The organism is Dietzia natronolimnaea, assembly GCF_002289575.1.
GTDB lineage: Bacteria > Actinomycetota > Actinomycetes > Mycobacteriales > Mycobacteriaceae > Dietzia > Dietzia natronolimnaea_A.
The window spans coordinates 75,477-93,669 of the sequence record NZ_NTGA01000017.1 but is presented as its reverse complement, the minus strand read 5'-3'; the positions used below and the strand labels follow the sequence as shown (position 1 = coordinate 93,669).

Annotated in this window: 14 protein-coding genes; 9 read left to right on the top strand and 5 right to left on the bottom strand. The window is 70.2% G+C overall.

Going from position 1 to position 18,193, the window contains the following annotated elements:
• The first annotated feature begins 60 nt into the window (after nucleotides 1-60).
• The 3 genes from CEY15_RS10085 to CEY15_RS10075 are packed head-to-tail and all read left to right on the top strand — an operon-like array spanning nucleotide 61 to nucleotide 2,212.
• The gene (locus tag CEY15_RS10085; RefSeq protein WP_095718327.1) at nucleotides 61-1,101 is read left to right on the top strand and encodes an HpcH/HpaI aldolase/citrate lyase family protein; all 1,041 of its coding nucleotides are present in this window, start codon (nucleotides 61-63) and stop codon (nucleotides 1,099-1,101) included.
• The gene (locus CEY15_RS10080; protein ID WP_017837105.1) at nucleotides 1,101-1,607 is read left to right on the top strand and encodes a general stress protein; all 507 of its coding nucleotides are present in this window, start codon (nucleotides 1,101-1,103) and stop codon (nucleotides 1,605-1,607) included. Before CEY15_RS10085 ends, CEY15_RS10080 begins: the two co-directional genes overlap by 1 nt.
• Nucleotides 1,604-2,212 carry a suppressor of fused domain protein gene (locus CEY15_RS10075; protein ID WP_176475074.1) on the top strand — a complete coding sequence of 203 codons (609 nt, stop codon included), beginning with the start codon at nucleotides 1,604-1,606 and terminating at the stop codon, nucleotides 2,210-2,212. The genes CEY15_RS10080 and CEY15_RS10075 overlap by 4 nt, the downstream gene beginning before the upstream one ends.
• Here the strand turns inward: CEY15_RS10075 and CEY15_RS10070 are convergent, their stop codons facing one another.
• A complete protein-coding gene (locus CEY15_RS10070) occupies nucleotides 2,213-3,286 on the bottom strand; it encodes a magnesium and cobalt transport protein CorA (RefSeq protein WP_245847501.1) in 1,074 nt (357 codons plus the stop codon). It abuts the gene before it with no gap.
• Between the two features lie 144 nt (nucleotides 3,287-3,430).
• Here CEY15_RS10070 and CEY15_RS10065 point away from each other — a divergent pair, with 144 nt between their 5' ends.
• Nucleotides 3,431-4,345 (top strand): glycine betaine ABC transporter substrate-binding protein, encoded by a 915-nt coding sequence (locus CEY15_RS10065; RefSeq protein WP_017837102.1) that lies wholly within the window; start codon nucleotides 3,431-3,433, stop codon nucleotides 4,343-4,345.
• 162 nt (nucleotides 4,346-4,507) lie between these two features.
• On the opposite strand, the gene CEY15_RS10060 is transcribed toward CEY15_RS10065, so the two are convergent.
• The 3 genes from CEY15_RS10060 to CEY15_RS10050 form a co-directional block, all read right to left on the bottom strand.
• A complete protein-coding gene (locus CEY15_RS10060; RefSeq protein ID WP_428844194.1) occupies nucleotides 4,508-8,383 on the bottom strand; it encodes a multifunctional oxoglutarate decarboxylase/oxoglutarate dehydrogenase thiamine pyrophosphate-binding subunit/dihydrolipoyllysine-residue succinyltransferase subunit in 3,876 nt (1,291 codons plus the stop codon).
• Nucleotides 8,384-8,509: 126 nt separating this feature from the next.
• The gene (locus tag CEY15_RS10055; protein WP_095718324.1) at nucleotides 8,510-9,205 is read right to left on the bottom strand and encodes a hypothetical protein; all 696 of its coding nucleotides are present in this window, start codon (nucleotides 9,203-9,205) and stop codon (nucleotides 8,510-8,512) included.
• Nucleotides 9,206-9,289: 84 nt separating this feature from the next.
• On the bottom strand, nucleotides 9,290-10,624 hold the full coding sequence (locus CEY15_RS10050) for a D-arabinono-1,4-lactone oxidase (RefSeq protein WP_095718323.1): 1,335 nt from the start codon (nucleotides 10,622-10,624) through the stop codon (nucleotides 9,290-9,292).
• A 131-nt stretch (nucleotides 10,625-10,755) separates the two neighbouring features.
• Between CEY15_RS10050 and CEY15_RS10045 the strand changes: the two genes are divergently transcribed.
• The 5 genes from CEY15_RS10045 to CEY15_RS10025 all read left to right on the top strand — a co-directional run bounded on the left by CEY15_RS10045 (nucleotide 10,756) and on the right by CEY15_RS10025 (nucleotide 17,309).
• A complete protein-coding gene (locus CEY15_RS10045) occupies nucleotides 10,756-11,394 on the top strand; it encodes a TetR/AcrR family transcriptional regulator (protein WP_095718322.1) in 639 nt (212 codons plus the stop codon).
• A 24-nt stretch (nucleotides 11,395-11,418) separates the two neighbouring features.
• Nucleotides 11,419-12,615, top strand: a complete 1,197-nt coding sequence (locus tag CEY15_RS10040; RefSeq protein ID WP_245847499.1) for an alanine racemase — start codon at nucleotides 11,419-11,421, stop codon at nucleotides 12,613-12,615.
• Entirely contained in the window at nucleotides 12,612-13,946 is a 1,335-nt protein-coding gene (locus tag CEY15_RS10035; RefSeq protein ID WP_095718321.1) for a M20/M25/M40 family metallo-hydrolase, read from the top strand. The genes CEY15_RS10040 and CEY15_RS10035 overlap by 4 nt, the downstream gene beginning before the upstream one ends.
• Before the next feature lie 65 nt (nucleotides 13,947-14,011).
• Nucleotides 14,012-15,223 carry an MFS transporter gene (locus CEY15_RS10030; RefSeq protein ID WP_095718320.1) on the top strand — a complete coding sequence of 404 codons (1,212 nt, stop codon included), beginning with the start codon at nucleotides 14,012-14,014 and terminating at the stop codon, nucleotides 15,221-15,223.
• A 13-nt stretch (nucleotides 15,224-15,236) separates the two neighbouring features.
• Nucleotides 15,237-17,309 carry a DEAD/DEAH box helicase gene (locus CEY15_RS10025; protein WP_095718319.1) on the top strand — a complete coding sequence of 691 codons (2,073 nt, stop codon included), beginning with the start codon at nucleotides 15,237-15,239 and terminating at the stop codon, nucleotides 17,307-17,309.
• A gap of 45 nt (nucleotides 17,310-17,354) precedes the next feature.
• Here the strand turns inward: CEY15_RS10025 and CEY15_RS10020 are convergent, their stop codons facing one another.
• On the bottom strand, nucleotides 17,355-18,116 hold the full coding sequence (locus tag CEY15_RS10020) for an HNH endonuclease family protein (protein WP_176475072.1): 762 nt from the start codon (nucleotides 18,114-18,116) through the stop codon (nucleotides 17,355-17,357).
• Nucleotides 18,117-18,193: the final 77 nt, after the last annotated feature.

Below are 18,193 nucleotides of genomic sequence, written 5' to 3'. Positions count from 1 at the left end.
TTAGTCACCGGGTGGTGGATCGCACCCCGCCCGCACCGCACCGGAAGGGAGTGCCCGCAGATGACCCCCGCCCAGCACACGGATCCCGCACTGTCGGATTCCGCCGCGGCGACGATCGCCGGTCTCCGCGCCCGCCCACGGCGCACGGTCCTCGCCGTCCCCGGCAGCAGCGTCAAGATGATCGACAAGGCGCGCGGCCTGCCGGTGGACGAGGTGTTCCTCGACCTCGAGGACGCCGTGGCGGGGCCGGCCAAGGAGCAGGCCCGGGAGAACGTCGTCGACGCGCTCACCACGGGGCGCTTCGCCGCGCCGACCGTCGTCGTGCGGGTCAACGCGTGGGACACCGAGTACACGGTCCGCGACGTGACCGAGGTGGTCGGCCGGGCAGGCGCGCACGTCGACGCACTACTGCTGCCCAAGGCGCGGTCGGCCGCGGAGGTCCGGGCCCTCGACCTGGTCCTGACCCAGGTCGAGAAGTCAGCGGGGTTGCCGGTAGGGCACATCGGGATCGAACCCCAGATCGAGGACGCGCTCGGGCTCACCCACATCGATGAGATCGCCACCGCCAGCCCCCGGGTCCTGACGCTGGTGTTCGGACCCGCCGACTTCATGGCCTCGATCGGTATGCGCACGCTCACCGTGGGGGAGCAGCCCGAGGGATACGCGCCGGGGGACGCCTACCACCACGTGCTGTTGAGCATCCTCGTCTCGGCCCGTGCGCACGGGCTGCAGGCGATCGACGGGCCGTTCCTCAAGGTGAGGGACGTGGAGGGTTTCACGCGGGCGGCGGCGCGCACCGCGGCGTTGGGGTTCGACGGCAAATGGGTCCTGCATCCCGCCCAGGTGGACGCGGGCAACGAGGTGTTCAGCCCACGCCAGGACGAGTTCGACAAGGCGGAGGGGATCCTCGCCGCCTACGCCCACTCGACGTCGGCCGAGGGAGGGGCCCGGGGCGCGCTGATGTTCGGAGACGAGATGCTCGACGAGGCCAGCCGCAAGATGGCCCTGGTGGTGTCCGCGCGGGGCCGCGCCGCAGGGATGACCACGTCGGGCGCACAGGAGACCGACCCCTCCGGGTCGGCGACGGAAGGACCGAACTGATGACCACCCCGATCTCCCCGACCTCCGGCAGGCGCGGCCGCGGGCAGACGCCCGGGCTCCCCACCCCACCCACCGGGTGGGTCGTGGGTTCCTACCCGACCTATGCCCAGGCGCAGGCGGCTGTGGACCACCTCGCCGACGAGGACTTCCCCGTCCACGAGGTGACCATCGTGGGCGTGGACCTCATGCAGGTGGAACGTGTCACCGGCCGTCTGACCTGGCCCAAGGTTCTGCTCGGGGGACTGGCGACCGGGGCGTGGCTGGGGCTCTTCGTGGGTCTGCTCATCGGGATCTTCACCCAGCCGATGTGGGGGGTCGTCCTCACCGGGCTCGTGGGCGGTTCGGTGTTCGGTGTGGTCTCGGCGTCGCTGTCCTACGCCGCGACGCGGGGCAAGCGCGACTTCGCCTCGACCTCGCAGCTGGTCGCCGGGCGCTACGACATCCTGTGCGAGCCCGCGAACGCCGAGAAGGTCCGCGACGAGCTCGCGCGCCTCGGCCTCTCGTGACCCTCCCGGGAACCGGATCCGACCCGGCGGCCGTCCTGGCAGCGGTCCGGGAGCACCTGGTCACCCATCTCGGCCCGGAACCGCAGGAGGCGTCGGTCACCTTCCTGGGTGCGGCTCCGATCCGGGTCCTGCGCTTCGTGGACGTGGAGTCTGGGCTGGTCCGCTACGCCTCGCTCGGATGCTCGGCCGATCCCATGGGGGACCCGTCCGCCCTCGTCCCCGACCCGGCGGCGCCACGGGCCGAGCTCTGCCTGGTGCTCCGGGGCGGGGTCGACGGGGTCGTGCGCGCGCTGGCCGTCCTCGCGGCCGCGCCGGCGGTCGAGGGTCTGGTGCTCTCGGAGGGCGCACTCATCGACCTGGGCGAGCCGCTGTGGCCGGGCGCGGCGTTCACGGCCGTCGTCCTGCGCGCGCCCGAGGTCCCCGACGTCGAGTTGAGCGGGGAGGCCGCGCCCGTGCGGGTCTTCCGCGCGGTCCCGGTGACACACACCGAGGCGGCCTGGGTCCGGCTCAAGGGGGCCGCGGAACTCGAGGACGCGTGGACCGAGGCCGGGATCGACGTGACCGACCCCGCGCGCCGAGCGGTGAACCCGGGCCTGGCGCGCTGACTACAGCCAGCGGTTCTTCCGGAAGAGCAGGAACAACCCCGTGCACGCGGCGGCCATGACCCCGAGCACCACGTAGTAGCCGTACTCGGACCGCAGTTCGGGCATGTTGGTGAAGTTCATCCCGTAGATCCCCGCGATCATCGTGGGCACCACGGCGATCGCCACCCACGCGGAGATCCGCCGCATGTCGGTGTTCTGCTGGACGCCGATCATCGCCATGGCGGCGTGGACCAGAGAGGTGATCTGCTCATCGAGAGTCGAGATCCCCGCGGCGACCCGGGTGTGGTGGTCGTGGACGTCGCGGAAGTAGTGCCGCACCACCGAGGGGATCAGATCCAGATGCTCGACCGACAGCCGCCGCAGGGGAAACGCGAGCGGCGCGATGTCGTGCTTGAGTTCGAGGAGCTCGCGCTTGAGCACGTAGATCTGCTCGATGCCGACCCGCGTTCGCGGGGCGAAGACCGCGATCTCGAGATCGTCCACCTCTCGTGACATCTTCTCGGCGACCCGCAGGTAGCCGTCCACCACCAGGTCGACCACGGCGTGCATCACCGCCGCGGGTCCCCGGGCCAGCCTCTCGGGCGTCCCCTCGAGTTCTGTGCGGAGGCCTGACAGGCCCGCGACGTCGCCGTGGCGCACGGTAATCACGAAATCCCGGCCCAGGATCACCATGATCTCCCCGGTGGAGACGATGTCTGTGGTGTCGGTCACCTTCTGATGCTCGAGGTACTCAACCGTCGACATCGCCAGTACCAGGGAGTTCTCGTAGACCTCCAGTTTGGGCCGCTGCCGCCCGGCGGCCGCGTCCTCGGTGATCAGCTCGTGCAGACCGAACACCGACGCGAGCGCCTCCATCTGGTGCCGGTCCGGATCGTGGAGGCCGATCCACACGAAACCCCGCCCGGTCTCGCGGACGCGTTCGAGCGCGGCCTGGTGGGTGACATGGCCCGGCTCGCGGACGCCGTCGACGTAGACACCGCAGCCGACCACCGCGCGTTCGGTGGGGACGGTCAACCGGGAGGGTGGGGGCGCGGGAGCGGTCGTCGTGCTCTGCAGTCTGCGGATACTGGGCACCTGGGCTCCCCTCGATCGTTGCCCTGACACTATCGGGCAATCGCGCGTGGGGCCTGGACACGAGACCGTTAGGGTGCTGCTGGGAGACTGTAGGGCAGGTGCTGCACCAGCGGGTGCGGGCGTGGCGAGGAAGGACGTGGTCGGGTGCGACTGTCGCGGGGTGGGGCCGGGGTCCGGGCACTGGCGATCGCCGGGGCCGCCGTGGTGGGGTTGAGCGGATGCCAGGCGCAGTCCTCGATAATCCCCGCCCACCAGCCCGATCCGGTGGTGGTGATCGAGACCGCATCCTTCGGTGAGGCCGAGATCGTCGGCCACATCTACGGCAACGCGCTGTTGCGCTCCGGCTCCCGGGCCACCATCCGGTCCCAGTCCGGGAGCCAGACCGAGGTTCTCGAGTCGGTGACGAGCGGGGACGCCACCTTCACCATCGGATACACCGGGGAACTGTTGCGCTCGTTCGATCCCCGCTCGACGGCGGTCGACGCGGACGAGGTCTACAGCGCGATGATGGCCGCACTGCCCGAGGGTGTGACGGCGGCCGACCCGGCTCCCGCCGAGGACGCCCCCGTGTACGTGGTGACCCGCCACACCTCGGAGACCCGCGGTCTACGGACCATGTCCGACCTCGAGAGCCGGTGCGGCGAATTCACGCTGGGCGGACGCCAGGAGGCGCTCGCGGACCGCGAGCTCGCCACCGCCGTGGGCGGGACGTACGACTGTGGGTTCGGGCGGCGGGTGGCGCTCGGACCGAACCCTCGCGCGGTCCTCGAGGCGCTGCGGGCGGGCGAGATCGGCGTGGGGTTGGTCCAGTCGACCGACCCGGTGCTGGATCCCGACGACATGGTGGTGTTGGACGACGACGAGGACGCGATCCTGGCCCAACACCTCGTCCCGGTGTTCCGCAAGGGCTCCCTCTCGGAGGACCAGTTGGCCCTGGTCAACCGGATCAGCGGGGAGCTGACCACCGACGACGTCCGGGAACTGCTCCTCGGGGTGGAGTTCGGGACATCCACCCCGACCGCTCTCGCCGACTACTGGCTCGACTCGCACGACTACTGACTCCCGGAGCCGAGTCCCCCCGACGCACGAATCCGCTACCCCCCGGTCGGATCCGCTACCCCGATTCGGGTAGCGGATCCTGCGGTGGGGTAGCGGATTCGGATGATCGGACTCGGGGGCGCGGAGGCCCGCGCCTACCCCGCGCCTACCCCGTGGCCGTGATCAGGAGAACGCCTCGTCGACGAGAGCCTTCTGCTCGACCGCGTGGACCTTGCTGAGCCCGGTCGACGTGGCCGCCATGGCCCGCCGCGACACCCGCTTGATCGGGGGGAACTCCGGGATGACCTCCGGCAGGTTGAGGGCCAGGAAGCTCCACGCGCCCTGGTTGGCCGGTTCCTCCTGCACCCACCGCACCTCGGAGAGGTTCGGGTAGTGCCCGAGTGCTTCGCGGAGACGGCGGAACGGGATCGGGTGGATCTGTTCCAGCCGCACGATCGCGATGTGGTCGTGGCCTTCCTTCTCCTGGCGGGCCGCCAGCTCGTAGTAGAGCTTGCCGGAGACCAGGAGCATGGTCGTGACCTTCTCCGGGTCCTTCCCACCGTCGACGAAGGTGGGATCGTCGAGAACCGAGCGGAACTTGCCCGTCGTGAAGTCCTCGAGGGCGCTGACGGCCTTCTTGTTGCGCAGCATCGACTTGGGGGTGAAGACGATCTGCGGACGCTTGATCCCGTCCGTGGCGTGACGGCGCATGAGGTGGAAGTAGTTCGCAGGTGTGGACGGCTGGGCGACCGTCATCGAGCCCTCCGCACACAGCTGCAGGAAACGCTCCATGCGACCCGACGTGTGATCCGGTCCCATGCCCTCGTGTCCGTGCGGGAGGAGGAGCGTGACCGAGGACTTCTGGCCCCACTTGGCCTCACCGGAGGAGATGTACTCGTCGATGATGGTCTGGGCACCGTTGACGAAGTCGCCGAACTGGGCCTCCCACAACACCAGCGCCTCCGGGTCACCGACCGAGTATCCGTACTCGAATCCGACGCCGGCGAACTCGGTCAGCGCCGAGTTCCACACCTCGAAGCGACCCTCGGCGTCCTCGAGGTTCTGCAGGGGCGAGTACGGCTCCGATGTGGTCTTGTCGACCACAACGGCGTGGCGCTGCGTGAAGGTCCCGCGCTGCGAGTCCTGCCCGGCCAGACGCACGGTCCGGCCCTCCTGGACCAGCGAGCCGATCGCCAGCAGTTCGGCGAACGCCCAGTCGATGTTTCCGTTGTAGGCCATCTTCTGACGCGCCTCGTAGACCGGCTTGACCCGCGAGTGGATGTGGAAGTCCTCCGGCAGGTTGCCGAAGGCGTCGCCGATGGCGTGGATGACCGACTCGTCGACCGCCGTCACCAGGCGCTTGGGCAGCGGCTGGTTGGGCAGGATCGACTCGGACGCCTTGACCGGGTGCTTCTCGAGCTCCCGGACCTCGTTGAAGACCCGCTCGAGCTGACCCTGGAAGTCGCGGAGGGCGTTCTCCGCCTCCTTCTCGGTGATGTCGCCGCGTCCGACCAGATCGTCGGTGTAGGACTGGCGGACGCTCTTCTTGGCGTCGATGACCTCGTACATTCGCGGTTGCGTCATCGACGGGTCGTCGGCCTCGTTGTGCCCGCGGCGGCGGTAGCAGACGAGGTCGATCACGACGTCCTTCTTGAACTGCTGGCGGAAGTCCATGGCCAACCGGGCCACCCGCACACAGGCCTCGGGATCGTCACCGTTGACGTGGAAGATCGGCGAGCCGATCATCTTGGCCACGTCCGTGGCGTACTGGCTCGACCGGCCCGCCTCGGGCGCCGTGGTGAAGCCGATCTGGTTGTTGACGACGATGTGGATCGTGCCGCCCGTGCGGTAGCCGTCGATCTGGGAGAGGTTGAGGGTCTCCGCGACCACACCCTGTCCGGCGAACGCGGCGTCACCGTGCAGCATGAGCGGCACGACCGGGTACTCCGCGCGCCATTCCGGGTCCTCGATGAGGTCCTGCTTGGCGCGCACGATCCCCTCCAGGACGGGGTCGACGGCCTCGAGATGCGACGGGTTGGCGGTGAGCGAGACCTTGATCTCGTTCTCCCCGAACATCTGGTACTGGATCCCCTCGGCGCCGAGGTGGTACTTGACGTCCCCGGAGCCGTGAGCGGCCGAGGGGTCCATGTTCCCCTCGAACTCGGTGAAGATCTGGCGATAGGGCTTACCCACGATGTTGGCCAGCACGTTGAGACGCCCGCGGTGCGGCATCCCGATCACGACCTCGTCGAGGGCGAACTCGGCGGCCTCGTCGATGACGGCGTCCATCATCGGGATGACCGACTCCGCGCCCTCCAACGAGAAGCGCTTCTGACCGACGTACTTGGTCTGCAGGAAGGTCTCGAACGCCTCGGCGGCGTTGACCTTCGACAGGATGTACTTCTGCTCGGCGACCGTCGGCTTGTCGTCGACGCCCTCGAGCCGGTCCTGGATCCACTGTCGCTGGTCGTTCTCGAGGATGTGCGTGTACTCGATGCCGATCTTGCGGCAGTACGCCGCGCGGAGCGCCGAGAGGACGTCGCGCAGGCGCATCTTGTCCTTGCCGACGAACCCGCCCACGGAGAACTTCCGGTCCAGGTCCCAGAGGGTCTGCTCGTGCGAGTTGACGTCGAGATCCGGATGGAAGGTGCGCCGACGCTGGGCGTGCCGACCGTCCAGTGGATCGATGTCCGCCATGAGGTGACCACGGTCGCGGTAGGCCGCGATGAGCTCGAGGACGCGGGCGTCCTTGTCCACGCGCGGGTCGGTGATGTCCTGGCGCCACCGGACCGGCTCGTAGGGGATGCCGAGGACGTCGAAGATCTCGTCGTAGAACTCGTCGGCGAGCAGGAGGCGGTGGATCTCGCGCAGGAACTCGCCGGATTCCGCCCCCTGGATGATCCGGTGGTCGTAGGTGGAGGTGAGCGTGGTGATCTTGCCGATGGCGTTGTTGGCGAGCTGTTCGTCGCTCGCACCCTGGAACTCCGCCGGGTACTCCATCGCGCCGACGCCGAGGATCGCGCCCTGTCCCACGGTGAGGCGCGGGACCGAGTGGACCGTGCCGATACCTCCGGGGTTGGTCAGGGAGATGCTGACGCCGGAGAAGTCCTCCATCGTCAGCTTGCCGACGCGGGCGCGGGAGACGATGTCCTCGTAGGCGTCGAGGAAACCGCGGAAGTCGAGCTTCTCGCAGTTCCGGATGGCGGCCACGACGAGGGTGCGCCCCGCCTTGGTCTTCATGTCGATCGCCAGGCCCAGGTTGATGCCGTTCGGGGTGACGACGTTGGGCTTGCCGTCGATCTCCTCGAAGTAGTTGTTCATGTTGGGGTAGGCCTTGACGGCCTGCACCATGGCGTACCCGATGAGGTGGGTGAACGAGATCTTCCCACCGTGCGTCCGCTTGAGGTGGTTGTTGATGACGATCCGGTTGTCGATCATCAGCTTCGCCGGGACCGCACGGACCGAGGTGGCCGTGGGCAACGTCAGCGACGCGTTCATGTTCTTGACGATGGCGTTGGCCGGGCCGCGGAGGACCTTGTTCTCGGGCTCCTCCGGCGGCGTGTACTCGGGTTTCGTGGTCCGTTTCGCGGCCGGGGCGTCGGGCTTCTTGCGCGTCTCGTTCGATCGGACGGGGGCGGGAACGCCCTGGCCGCGGGCCTTGCGCGCGGGGGTGCTGTCGTCGGCGGGCTTGGCGGCCACGTCTTTCGCCGAGGACTCCGGGGACACGTCGGCCACGGTCAGCTCCGAGGTCTTCTGGGTGTTGGCGTCGGGGGTGGCGTTGTCGCCCCCGGATGCGTCGGCGGAGACCTTCTTGCCCTTCTTCCCGCCACCGTTCCTCTCGCCACCGTTCTTCCCACCGGTGCGTGTGTCACCCCCGTCCGCGGCCCGGCCGGCTCCGGACGAGCCCGTCGACGCATCACGGCCGGCGGCTGCCCCGGGGTTCGCGTCGAAGAACTCGTGCCAGGACTTGTCCACGGAAGAGGGGTCCTTGGAGAACCTCTCGTACATCTCGTCGACGAGCCACTGGTTCTGTCCGAACTGTGAGACGGTTTTGCTCACGATGTTGTGGTGCCTTCCTGATCTGTGGTGGGTTTCACACGCGATGGTCCCAGGCTAGACCTTCCGCGCGTTCCGGGCCTTCCGATCTCACCTGACAGGGGGATGCGGCGACCGGGTGGACGGCGGTCAGGTCGCGGGCCAGCTGTCCGGCGGGGTGCCGAAGGTGGTCGCCGCCGCGCTGACGACGGTCCGACCCAGCCGGCGGTTCCCCCAGCCCCCCACGGCCGCGCCGATGCCGGCGGGGGCCAGTTTGCCCATGGCGAGGGTGGCCCGCTTGACCGCGAACTTCCGGGCGAACCGGGACACCATGCGCCGGTTGACCTCCTTGAGGCCCGGAAGTCCCAGCGACCGTCCGGCGAGTGCTCCGCCCGCGGAGGCACCGCCGTTCGTGCTGACCGCGTTGGCCAGGATCGCGGTGCCCGATGCGCCGAGCATTACGGTCATGACGAGCAGTTCCTCGTGCTCGCCCAACTTGACGTCGATGCCGTGCACCTCCGCGACGGCCAGGGTGTAGAACGCCGCGGCCTCGATGAACACGAGTGACTCGGCACCGATCGCGCCGAACGCGATCACGGTGCCCACACCCGGCACTGCCGCCGTGGCGCCCACGGCCGCGCCGGACGCGGTGACGGCTGCGAGGAAGCGGGAGTCGAGCCGCTCGCGGATCAGTGCGGGACTCTCGTCGGGGTGGCTCTGGCGGAGCTTGCGGACATAACCCCTCGCCGCCCCGGCCTGGCTCCGTATCGCCTTGCGCAGGGCCCCGGTGGCGATTCCTGCGAGCGGACCGGAGACGTCGGTTTCGGCGGGGACGCGTTCTGGCACGGGATCTCCTCGGGGGTGGTCGCGACAGGAACGGCTGACCCTGTCCATCACCCCACGGTACGGAGATTCAAGTGGCCCCGCCTCCTACGGCAGGACCTGTTCGGTGTACTGGTTCGCGAAGACCCGGTCCGGGTCGAGTCGGTCACGTACCGCGACGAAATCGTCGAAGTGAGGCACGGTGGCCGAGAGATCGGCGGCGGTTCGGGTGTGCATCTTGCCCCAGTGGGGCCGGCCGTCCGCGGCGAGGAAGATCTCCTCGGCCGACCGGAAGAGTTCGGTGTGGTCCATCTGGTGGAACTGGTGGACCGCGATGTAACAGACGTCCCGCCGGTAGGCGGTCGACATCCAGACGTCATCCGCCGCGGCGAACCGCACCTCGACGGGGAACGGTGTGACGACGCCGGTGCGGTCGATCATGTCGCGCAGGTCGCCGAGCACGGCGGTGGCAGCAGCCACCGGCACCGCGTACTCCATCTCGCGGAAGCGCACCCGCCGCGAGGACGCGAAGACCCGGTAACTGCGATCGGTGTACGCGCGGGACGACATCGCCCGTGCGGTGACGCGGTTGAGTCGGGGGGTCAGTGACGGCCGCCGTGCGGCCGCCCGGCACAGCGCACCGAAGGCCTCGTTGGACAGGAACTCGTCCGCGACGAGCTCGCGGATGCGGCCGAGCGGACGCAGGTCCGCGTCACCCGGCAACCGGGTGTTGCGTCTGACGGTGACGGCGTCGGTGTGCGGGAACCAGAAGAACTCCGCGTGGTCGGCGGAGCTCGCGAAGCCCTCCAGGTCGGCGAGCGCCGCCGCGAGGGTCCACGGGTGTTCCTCGGCGCTCAGTGCGAATGCCGGCACGCAGTGGATGGTCAACTTGGTGATGATCCCGATCGCACCGATCCCCAGGCGGGCCGCCTCGAACACCTCGGGATCCGACTCGCGCGAACAGTCCAGGACGGAGCCGTCCGCCGCGACGATCTGCAGTCCGACCACGGTGGCCGGCATGCCGACGGCGGTCCGGCCCGTGCCGTGGGTGCCCGTGGACACCGCGCCCGCCAACGACTGCTCGGCGAAGTCGCCGAGGTTCGGCTGGGCGAGCCCGAGGTCCCAGAGCAGGGGGCCGAGTCGGTGGAGTCGGGTGCCCGCCCAGACGGTCACGTCCGCCCCGTCGACGTTCCCCTCTGGATCGCGGGTCGGGACGATCGACTCGATCCCGGTCAGGTCGTCGAGCGAGATCAGCACCCCGTCGGTCGCGGCGGCGGGGGTGAAGGAGTGTCCGGCGCCCACGCACTTGACCCTGGTGCCGCGCTCCGCGGCCGAGATCACGACCCCGGTGACCTCGGCGACCGTCGTGGGGTCGGACCGGCCCGACGGCGAGGCGAGGACGTTTCCGGCCCAGTTGTGCCACCGCGTGGTCGAGGTCGTCATGGGTGCAGAGGCTACCTCCCGGGGCGATCCCGGGGGCCGAACTGGACAACAGACCTGATGCCGGTCCGACGGCTGGCGGGGGCGCGAGGTGTAGTGCGCCCCTCGCCTCGTCGTCGTCGTACCATGGACGGGTGACCAGACGCCTGCCATCCGATCAGCGCCGAGCGCAGCTCCTCCGGGCCGCCCTCGAGATCGCCGAACACTACGGGCTCGGCGCGGTGACCGTCCGCGGTGTCGCGGAGCGCGCCGGCGTCTCCCTGGGGGTGGTGCACTACTGCTACACCGACAAGGAGGAGCTCCTCCGCGAGGTGATCGGTGCGGTTAACGCGGAGGTGCACCAGGCGGCCAGGGCGTTCATCAACGTCGACTTCGACTCGGGCGCCCTCGGCAGGGAGGGTCTGCGACGCAGGTTGTACGAGGCCATCGACCTGATCTGGGCCGTCATCTCCGCCTCTCCGGACCGTCAACTCCTCACCTACGAGATCGTCTCCTACTCGCTCCGCACCCACGGGTCGCCGGAGATCGGTCTGGCACGTCACCAGCAGGAGTCCAACGAGGAGATCATCCGGTCCGTCCTCGAGCGCACCGCGCAGTCGGCGGGTATGCGCTGGGGTATGGGGCTCGACGACATGGTCGGCGTCGTGGAGGCCACGGTGGCGGGGATCGGGTTGCGCTGGCAGATCTGCCGGGATGACGACGAGGCGATCGCGCTCCTCCACCGGGCCGTCGACCTGGTGGTGGCGGACGCGCACCCGGTCGACGGCGACTAGGTCGTCCCGGTGAGGGTCGAGGGGGTGACCAGGACCGTGTCCGGACTCGCGCCAGACGCCGTCGAGGCGGTCGATGTCGCCACCGCCGGACTCGACGCACCGCTCGCCGCGCTCCACCTGCCCACCCTGCGGACGAACCTCGCCGATCTCCGGCGCCGAGCGGGCGGGACGCGGATCCGCATCGCCAGCAAGTCCGTGAGGTCGCGAGGTGTGCTCGAGGAGGTCCTGGGCCCGGGGCTCCGCGGCGACGAGACGGTGCGCGGGATCATGGCCTACTCGCTCACCGAGGCCCTGTGGCTCGTCGGGGCGGGCTGCCGAGACGTCCTGCTCGGGTACCCGACGGTCGACCGTGGGGCGCTCGGCCGGCTGGGCGCGGATCCGGCCGCTCTCGCGGCGGTGACGCTGATGGTCGACGACGAACGCCATCTGGAGATCGCGCAGGAGTCGGGTGCGGGCGGCGCGAGGGTGTGCATCGACGTGGACGCCTCCCTCCGGCTCGGACCGGTCCACCTGGGTGTGAGGCGCTCCCCGCTGCGTGGCCCGGTCGACGTGGAGCCTGTAGTCCGTCGCGCCGTCGATCTGGGATTCAGGGTGGTCGGGGCGATGTTCTACGAGGCGCAGGTCGCCGGCGTCCCCGACGACGTCCGAGGGGTGGGCGTGGTCAAGCGCCTGTCCATGCGCCGCCTGCTGGGAGTGCGTCACGCGGTCGCCGACGTGATCGCCGGGGTCACCGGCGAGAGGCCGGAGATCGTCAACTCGGGCGGATCCGGTTCGATCGCCGAGAGCGCAGCGGATCCGGCGGTCACGGAGGTGACCGCCGGATCCGGTCTCTTCGTCCCCGGTCTGTTCGACCACTATCGGTCATTCACCCCTCGCCCCGCGCTGTTCTACGCCCTGCCCGCCGTCCGGACCCCGGCGCGCGGCCTGACGACGTTCCTCTACGGCGGGTACGTGGCATCCGGGGCGCCGGGGCCGGACCGGCTGCCGGTCCCCGCCCTCCCCACGGGGTTGCGCTACCTCGGCAGGGAAGGCGCCGGCGAGGTGCAGACCCCGGTTCGGGGGGACGTGGCGATCGGGGACCGCGCCTGGTGGCGTCACGCGAAGGCAGGCGAGGTCTGCGAGCGGTTCGACACGCTCCACGTGGTGGACGAGACTGCACAGGGGCCCGCGGTGGTGGACCGCTGGCCCACCTACCGTGGGGAAGGGAAGTGCTTCGGATGACGGACACCGTGCCGATGACCGACGAGATGCGGGCCCTCCTGCACTCCGAGGTCGTCTCGATCACCGCCGACCTCGTCTCCATCGACTCGACCAACACCGGCGACCCCGCCTCGATCGGCGACGGTGAGACCCGCGTGTGCCGACGGATCGCCGAGTACCTGGACGAGGTGGGCATCCCGAGTGAACTGGTGGAGTCCGTGCCCGGCCGGGGCAGTCTGTTCGCCCGTGTGGACGGGTCCGATGCCGCCGCCGGAGGCCTCGTGGTCCACGGCCACGTCGACGTGGTGCCCGCCGTCGCCGAGGACTGGTCGGTCCCGCCGTTCGCGGGGGAGATCCGTGACGGCTGGCTCTACGGCCGGGGAACCGTCGACATGAAGAACATGATCGGCATGATCCTGGCCGTCGTGCGCCACTACCGCCGCGAGGGGATCGTGCCGCGCAGACCCCTGTTGCTCGCCTTCTTCGCCGACGAAGAGGCCGCGGGGACGATGGGGGCACAGTGGGTGGTGCGCGAACGCCCCGAGATCTTCGACCGAATGACCCACGCGCTCAGCGAGGTCGGCGGGTGGTCCGTTCCGGTGTCCGGGCGCCGGCTCTATCCGATCGCGGTCGCCGAGAAGGGCGTCGCCTGGGCACGGGTGAGCGCGAAGGGTGCCGCCGCCCACGCGTCCCGTCCGACTCCGGACAACGCAGTCGCCGCGATCGCCGGCGCCGTACATAGGGTCGCGAGCCGCCACTTCCCCGTCGCACCCACGGAGGCCAACACCGCCCTCGCGTCCGCGGTCGGGGAGCTCGCCGGGACGAGTGGCGACGTCGCGGACCTGCCAGCGCACCTCGGCGTGCTCGGGCACTTCGGCCCGCTGGTCGAGGCGTCGCTCTCGCACACCGCGTCGCCGACCGTCCTGTCCGCCGGGTACAAGACCAATGTCATCCCCTCCGAGGCGTTCGCGGAGATCGACTGCCGCGTGCTGCCCGGGGGAGAGGAGACCTTCCGCGCGGAGATCGAGGCCGAGCTCGGGCCCGACGTCGCGGTCGACTGGATCTGGCAGCCGCCGATCGCCGCGCCCGCGGACGATCCTTTGGTCGCCACCATCCGTGAGGCGGTCCTGGAGGCCGACCCCGGAGCCTTGGTCGTCCCGTACCTCCTGCCGGCCAGCACGGACAACAAGCACCTCGCTCCTCTGGGGATCCACGGGTACGGTTTCGTCCCGCTGAGGGTCCCGGACGAGTTCGACGTCTTCGGCCATTTCCACGCCGTCGACGAGAGGGTCCCCGTCGACGCCCTGCACTTCGGCGCCGACGTCCTCGCCCGGGTGCTCCGGTCGGCGTGAGAGGCCTGTTCCCCGCTTGTCGCCGGACCGCGCATCCGCGGACCCCGCTACCCGCGGATGTGTGGGTGCTGGTCGCCGCCGCGTTCGCCGTGGCAATCGGTTACGGTCTCGTCGCCCCCGTACTCCCGCAGTACGCACGGAGTTTCGACGTCTCGGTGACCGCCGCGTCGGTCGTCGTGAGCGCCTTCGCCTTCTTCCGTCTGGTGTTCGCACCCGCCGGTGGGTTCCTCGTGGACCGCCTGGGCGAACGCTGGGTCTACATGTCGGGCCTGCTCATCGTGGTCGTGTCGACCCTGGCCACCGGCATGGCCCAGTCCTACTGGCAGTTGCTGGTGTTCCGGGGGCTCGGCGGGCTCGGGTCGACGATGTTCACCATCTCGGCGATGGCGCTGCTCACCCGCCTCTCGCCCCCCGGCGCCAGGGGGCGGATCGCCGGTCTGTACGCCACCGCGTTCCTGATCGGCAACATTGGCGGGCCGGTTCTCGGCGGGCTGCTGGCCGGGTTCGGCATGAGGGTGCCGTTCTTCGTCTACTCCTTCACCCTGCTCGTCGCGACCGGGGTGGTGGCGGTGTTCCTGCGGGGAGGGCGCCGGCCCTCGGCGGACGACGGGATGCCCGAGCAGGAGGCGCTCCCGGTGCGGGAGGCGCTACGCGACAGCGGCTACCGCGCAGCGCTCGTGTCCAGCTTCGTCAACGGGTGGAGTTCGTTCGGCGTGCGCGTGGCGATCGTCCCACTCTTCGCCGCCGCGAACTTCGATGCCGGCGCCGGTGTCGCCGGCACCGCGCTGGCCTCCTTCGCCGTGGGCACCGCGGCTGTCGTCTCGGTGGCGGGGTGGTTGTCCGACAGGTACGGACGACGGCCGCTGGTGATCGGTGGACTGGTGGTCTCCGGGGTGGCCACGCTCGCGCTGGGCTGGTGCGATACCGTCCCCCTCCTCGTGGCGGCCTCGGTCGTGGCGGGAATGGGCGCGGGGGTGCTCAACCCCGCGCAACAGGCCTCCGTCGCGGATGTGATCGGCGCGGATCGTGCGGGCGGTAAGGTGCTCGCGACCTTCCAGATGGCGAGTGATTCCGGAGCGATCCTCGGTCCGGTGCTGGTGGGTCTCGTCGTGGACGGGTTCGGCTACACCGCCGGATTCGTGCTCTCCGGAGCACTGCTCCTGGCCGCTGTGGTGCCGTGGGTGTTCGCCAGAGAGACGCATGAGCGCCTCGGCCGGGAGGGCGACGGGGGAGTGACCAGCGCCGCGGTGTCGCGAACGGGGTCGTCGACGCCGTAGCATGAGTCTTCTCATGAGCAACGACAACGAGGACCGTACCGCCACCGCCGGCGACGAGGTCGAGACCGCCGCCAGCGCCCCAGACGCCACTGAGCCCGCCGCGGAGCCTGCGGCGGAGCCCGCCGCCGAGCCCGCCGCCGAGCCCGCGGCCGAGTCCGGGCCGAGGGGAGCCACCTCGGGGAACCGCGCCCCGGCCACGGAGAGCGCGGAGAACGCGGGCGACGACGCCGTCACGTTCGCCGACATGGGGCTCGCCCCGGCCGTCGCCGAGGCGGTCAAGGAGGTCGGGTACGAAGTCCCCTCGGGCATCCAGGCCGCCATCATCCCCCTGGTGATGGAGGGCCGCGACGTGGTGGGGTTGGCCCAGACCGGCACCGGCAAGACCGCGGCCTTCGCGCTGCCGATCCTTTCCCTCATCGACCCGTCGGTGAAGAGCCCGCAGGCGCTCGTGCTCGCCCCCACCCGCGAGCTCGCGCTCCAGGTCGCCGAGGCGTGCATCACCTACTCCGCCAACATGCCCCAGGTCAGCGTCCTGCCGATCTACGGCGGGCAGGCCTACGGGATCCAGCTCTCCGGTCTGCGTCGGGGGGCCCAGATCATCGTGGGGACGCCCGGCCGGGTGATCGATCACCTGAAGAAGGGCACGCTCGACCTGTCGGGACTGCGCCATCTGGTCCTCGACGAGGCAGACGAGATGCTCGCGATGGGCTTCCAGGAGGATGTCGAACGGATCCTCTCGGACACCCCGCAGTCCACCCAGGTCGCACTGTTCTCGGCCACGATGCCGGCTGCCATCCGCCGGATCTCCCAGAAGTACCTCACCGACGCGGCCGAGGTGAAGGTCGCGTCGAAGACGGCCACGGCGCCGACGATCCAGCAGCGCTATGTGTTGGTGAACCACCGCGACAAGCTCGACGCGCTGACGCGGATCTTCGAGGTCGAGGACTTCGACGCGATGATCCTGTTCGTCCGCACCAAGTCGGCCACGGAGGAGCTGGCGGAACGTCTGCGGGCGCGCGGATTCTCCGCGGCACCGATCAACGGCGACATCCCGCAGAACCTGCGCGAGCGGACCATCGAGGCGCTCAAGGGCGGTCGGACCGACATCCTGGTGGCCACGGACGTCGCAGCCCGTGGTCTGGACGTGCCCCGGATCAGCCATGTGGTCAACTACGACATCCCGCACGACACGGAGTCGTACGTCCATCGGATCGGCCGCACGGGCCGCGCGGGTCGCAGTGGTCAGGCGCTGCTGTTCGTCACCCCGCGGGAACGGCGGCTGCTCTCGCAGATCGAGCGGGCCACGCGGCAGCCGCTGACGGAGATCCAGCTGCCGAGCGTGGATGACGTCAACGAGATGCGGATGGCCAAGTTCGCTCAGTCGATCACGGAGAGTTTGAACGACCCGAACCTGGCGATGTTCCGCCGCCTCGTGGAGGAGTACGCCGCCGAACACTCGGTCTCGATGGCTGACATCGCCGCCGCCCTCGCCACCCAGTCCGGGAACTCCGCCGACTTCCTCATGCGGGAGCCGGAGCGGCCGGCCCGGCGTGACCGTCAGGACGATCGCCGCGACTCGCGGCGGGACGACCGGCGCGAGCGCCCCGGGCGGGGTTTCTCGGACGGGCCCCGCCCCTCGCGGTCCGGCAAGGACATGGCGCAGTACCGGATCGCCGTGGGCAAGCGGAACAACGTCAAGCCCGGGTCGATCATGGGCGCGTTGGCCAACGAAGCCGGACTCAGCGGGGGCGACATCGGACGCATCTCGATCCGTTTCGACCACTCGATCGTCGAACTCCCCGCGGGTCTGTCCCGCGACCAGATCGACTCGATGCGCGGGATTCGGGTCGCCGGTACGGAGATCGACATCCGTCCGGACTCCGGTCCTCCCGCCGGCCGCCCGTCCGCGACGAGGGACGACCGCGGAGGCCGTCCCCGCGGTGGGGATCGCGGTGGCCGCGACGACGCCCGGAGAGGCGAGCGTCGCGACGAGCGCGGGGGAGGATTCCGGCGGGGAGGCGACGGCGACGACCGCCGCGAAGGCGGGTTCCGTGGCCGCTCGGGTGGCGGATCGGACAGGTACTGACCGCACGATCAGACCCCGGCCGGCCCGAGCGTCGCCGTCCCGCGGTCACCCGCCGCGAGGACAGCGCCGGACCGCCGCTGCCAACGCCTCCCGGTCCTCTGCGGTCACCGGCAGTCCGTAGGCCACCGCCGCGGTGAGGTAGCGGGCCGCGTAGAAGCAGTGCCTGCCGGGGTCGGGTGGCAGCCAGTCCTCCGGTGTCAAGTCGCTCTTGCGGGTGTTCACGGATCCGGTCACGGCGAGCAGGTTGCGCTCGACGTCGTTGGCGAACGCCGCCCGCCGTCCTGGAGACCATTCCCAGGCGCCCAGGTCCCACGCGGCGGAGAGCGGGAACACGTGGTCCACGTGGATCCCCCGGAGACCGGATCCGCCCACGTCCATGACCCGGCCGGTGTAGGGATCCACCAGGGTCCCCCCGTCGACCGTGCACCCCGAGGCGGGATCCGCGGGGGTGCCCCGGAGGTCACGGGCCAGCACGTCGTGACGCGTGGAGCAGCCGTTCCCCGAGCCCGGCGCTCCCGTCGCGTCGCTCCAGGCCGGCCCGAACACGCACGCGGACGCGCCGGAGCACTCTCGCTCGTAGCCCGGCACCGTTATCCGTTCGGGGACCACGTCGACACGAGCGAGCAGGGCCTCGACGGCCTCTCTGCCCGGACTCCCGGGCGCCGAGTGCCTGGGTTCCGCCCACCACAGGACCACGCAGAGCGACACCGCGACCGCCATCGTGAGACAGAGCGCCCTCGGGCCGATCGGGGGGATGATCCGCCCGGAGCCCAGGGGCCGGGGCCGCGTGGGGCAGTGGTCGGTCACGGGATGAGTATGGGTGACCGCCCGGCCCCGGGGGCCGTTCGTCGGTGGCCGGCGCCCCGGGCCTGTGGACACGGCGA

What these genes read in the sequence shown, in the direction of transcription:
- CEY15_RS10025 (WP_095718319.1), top strand. Translation starts at nt 15,237, where the DNA reads ATGAGCAACGACAACGAGGACCGTACCGCCACCGCCGGCGACGAGGTC.
- CEY15_RS10080 (WP_017837105.1), top strand. Translation starts at nt 1,101, where the DNA reads ATGACCACCCCGATCTCCCCGACCTCCGGCAGGCGCGGCCGCGGGCAG.
- CEY15_RS10085 (WP_095718327.1), top strand. Translation starts at nt 61, where the DNA reads ATGACCCCCGCCCAGCACACGGATCCCGCACTGTCGGATTCCGCCGCG.
- CEY15_RS10035 (WP_095718321.1), top strand. Translation starts at nt 12,612, where the DNA reads ATGACGGACACCGTGCCGATGACCGACGAGATGCGGGCCCTCCTGCAC.
- CEY15_RS10050 (WP_095718323.1), bottom strand. Translation starts at nt 10,624, where the DNA reads ATGACGACCTCGACCACGCGGTGGCACAACTGGGCCGGAAACGTCCTC.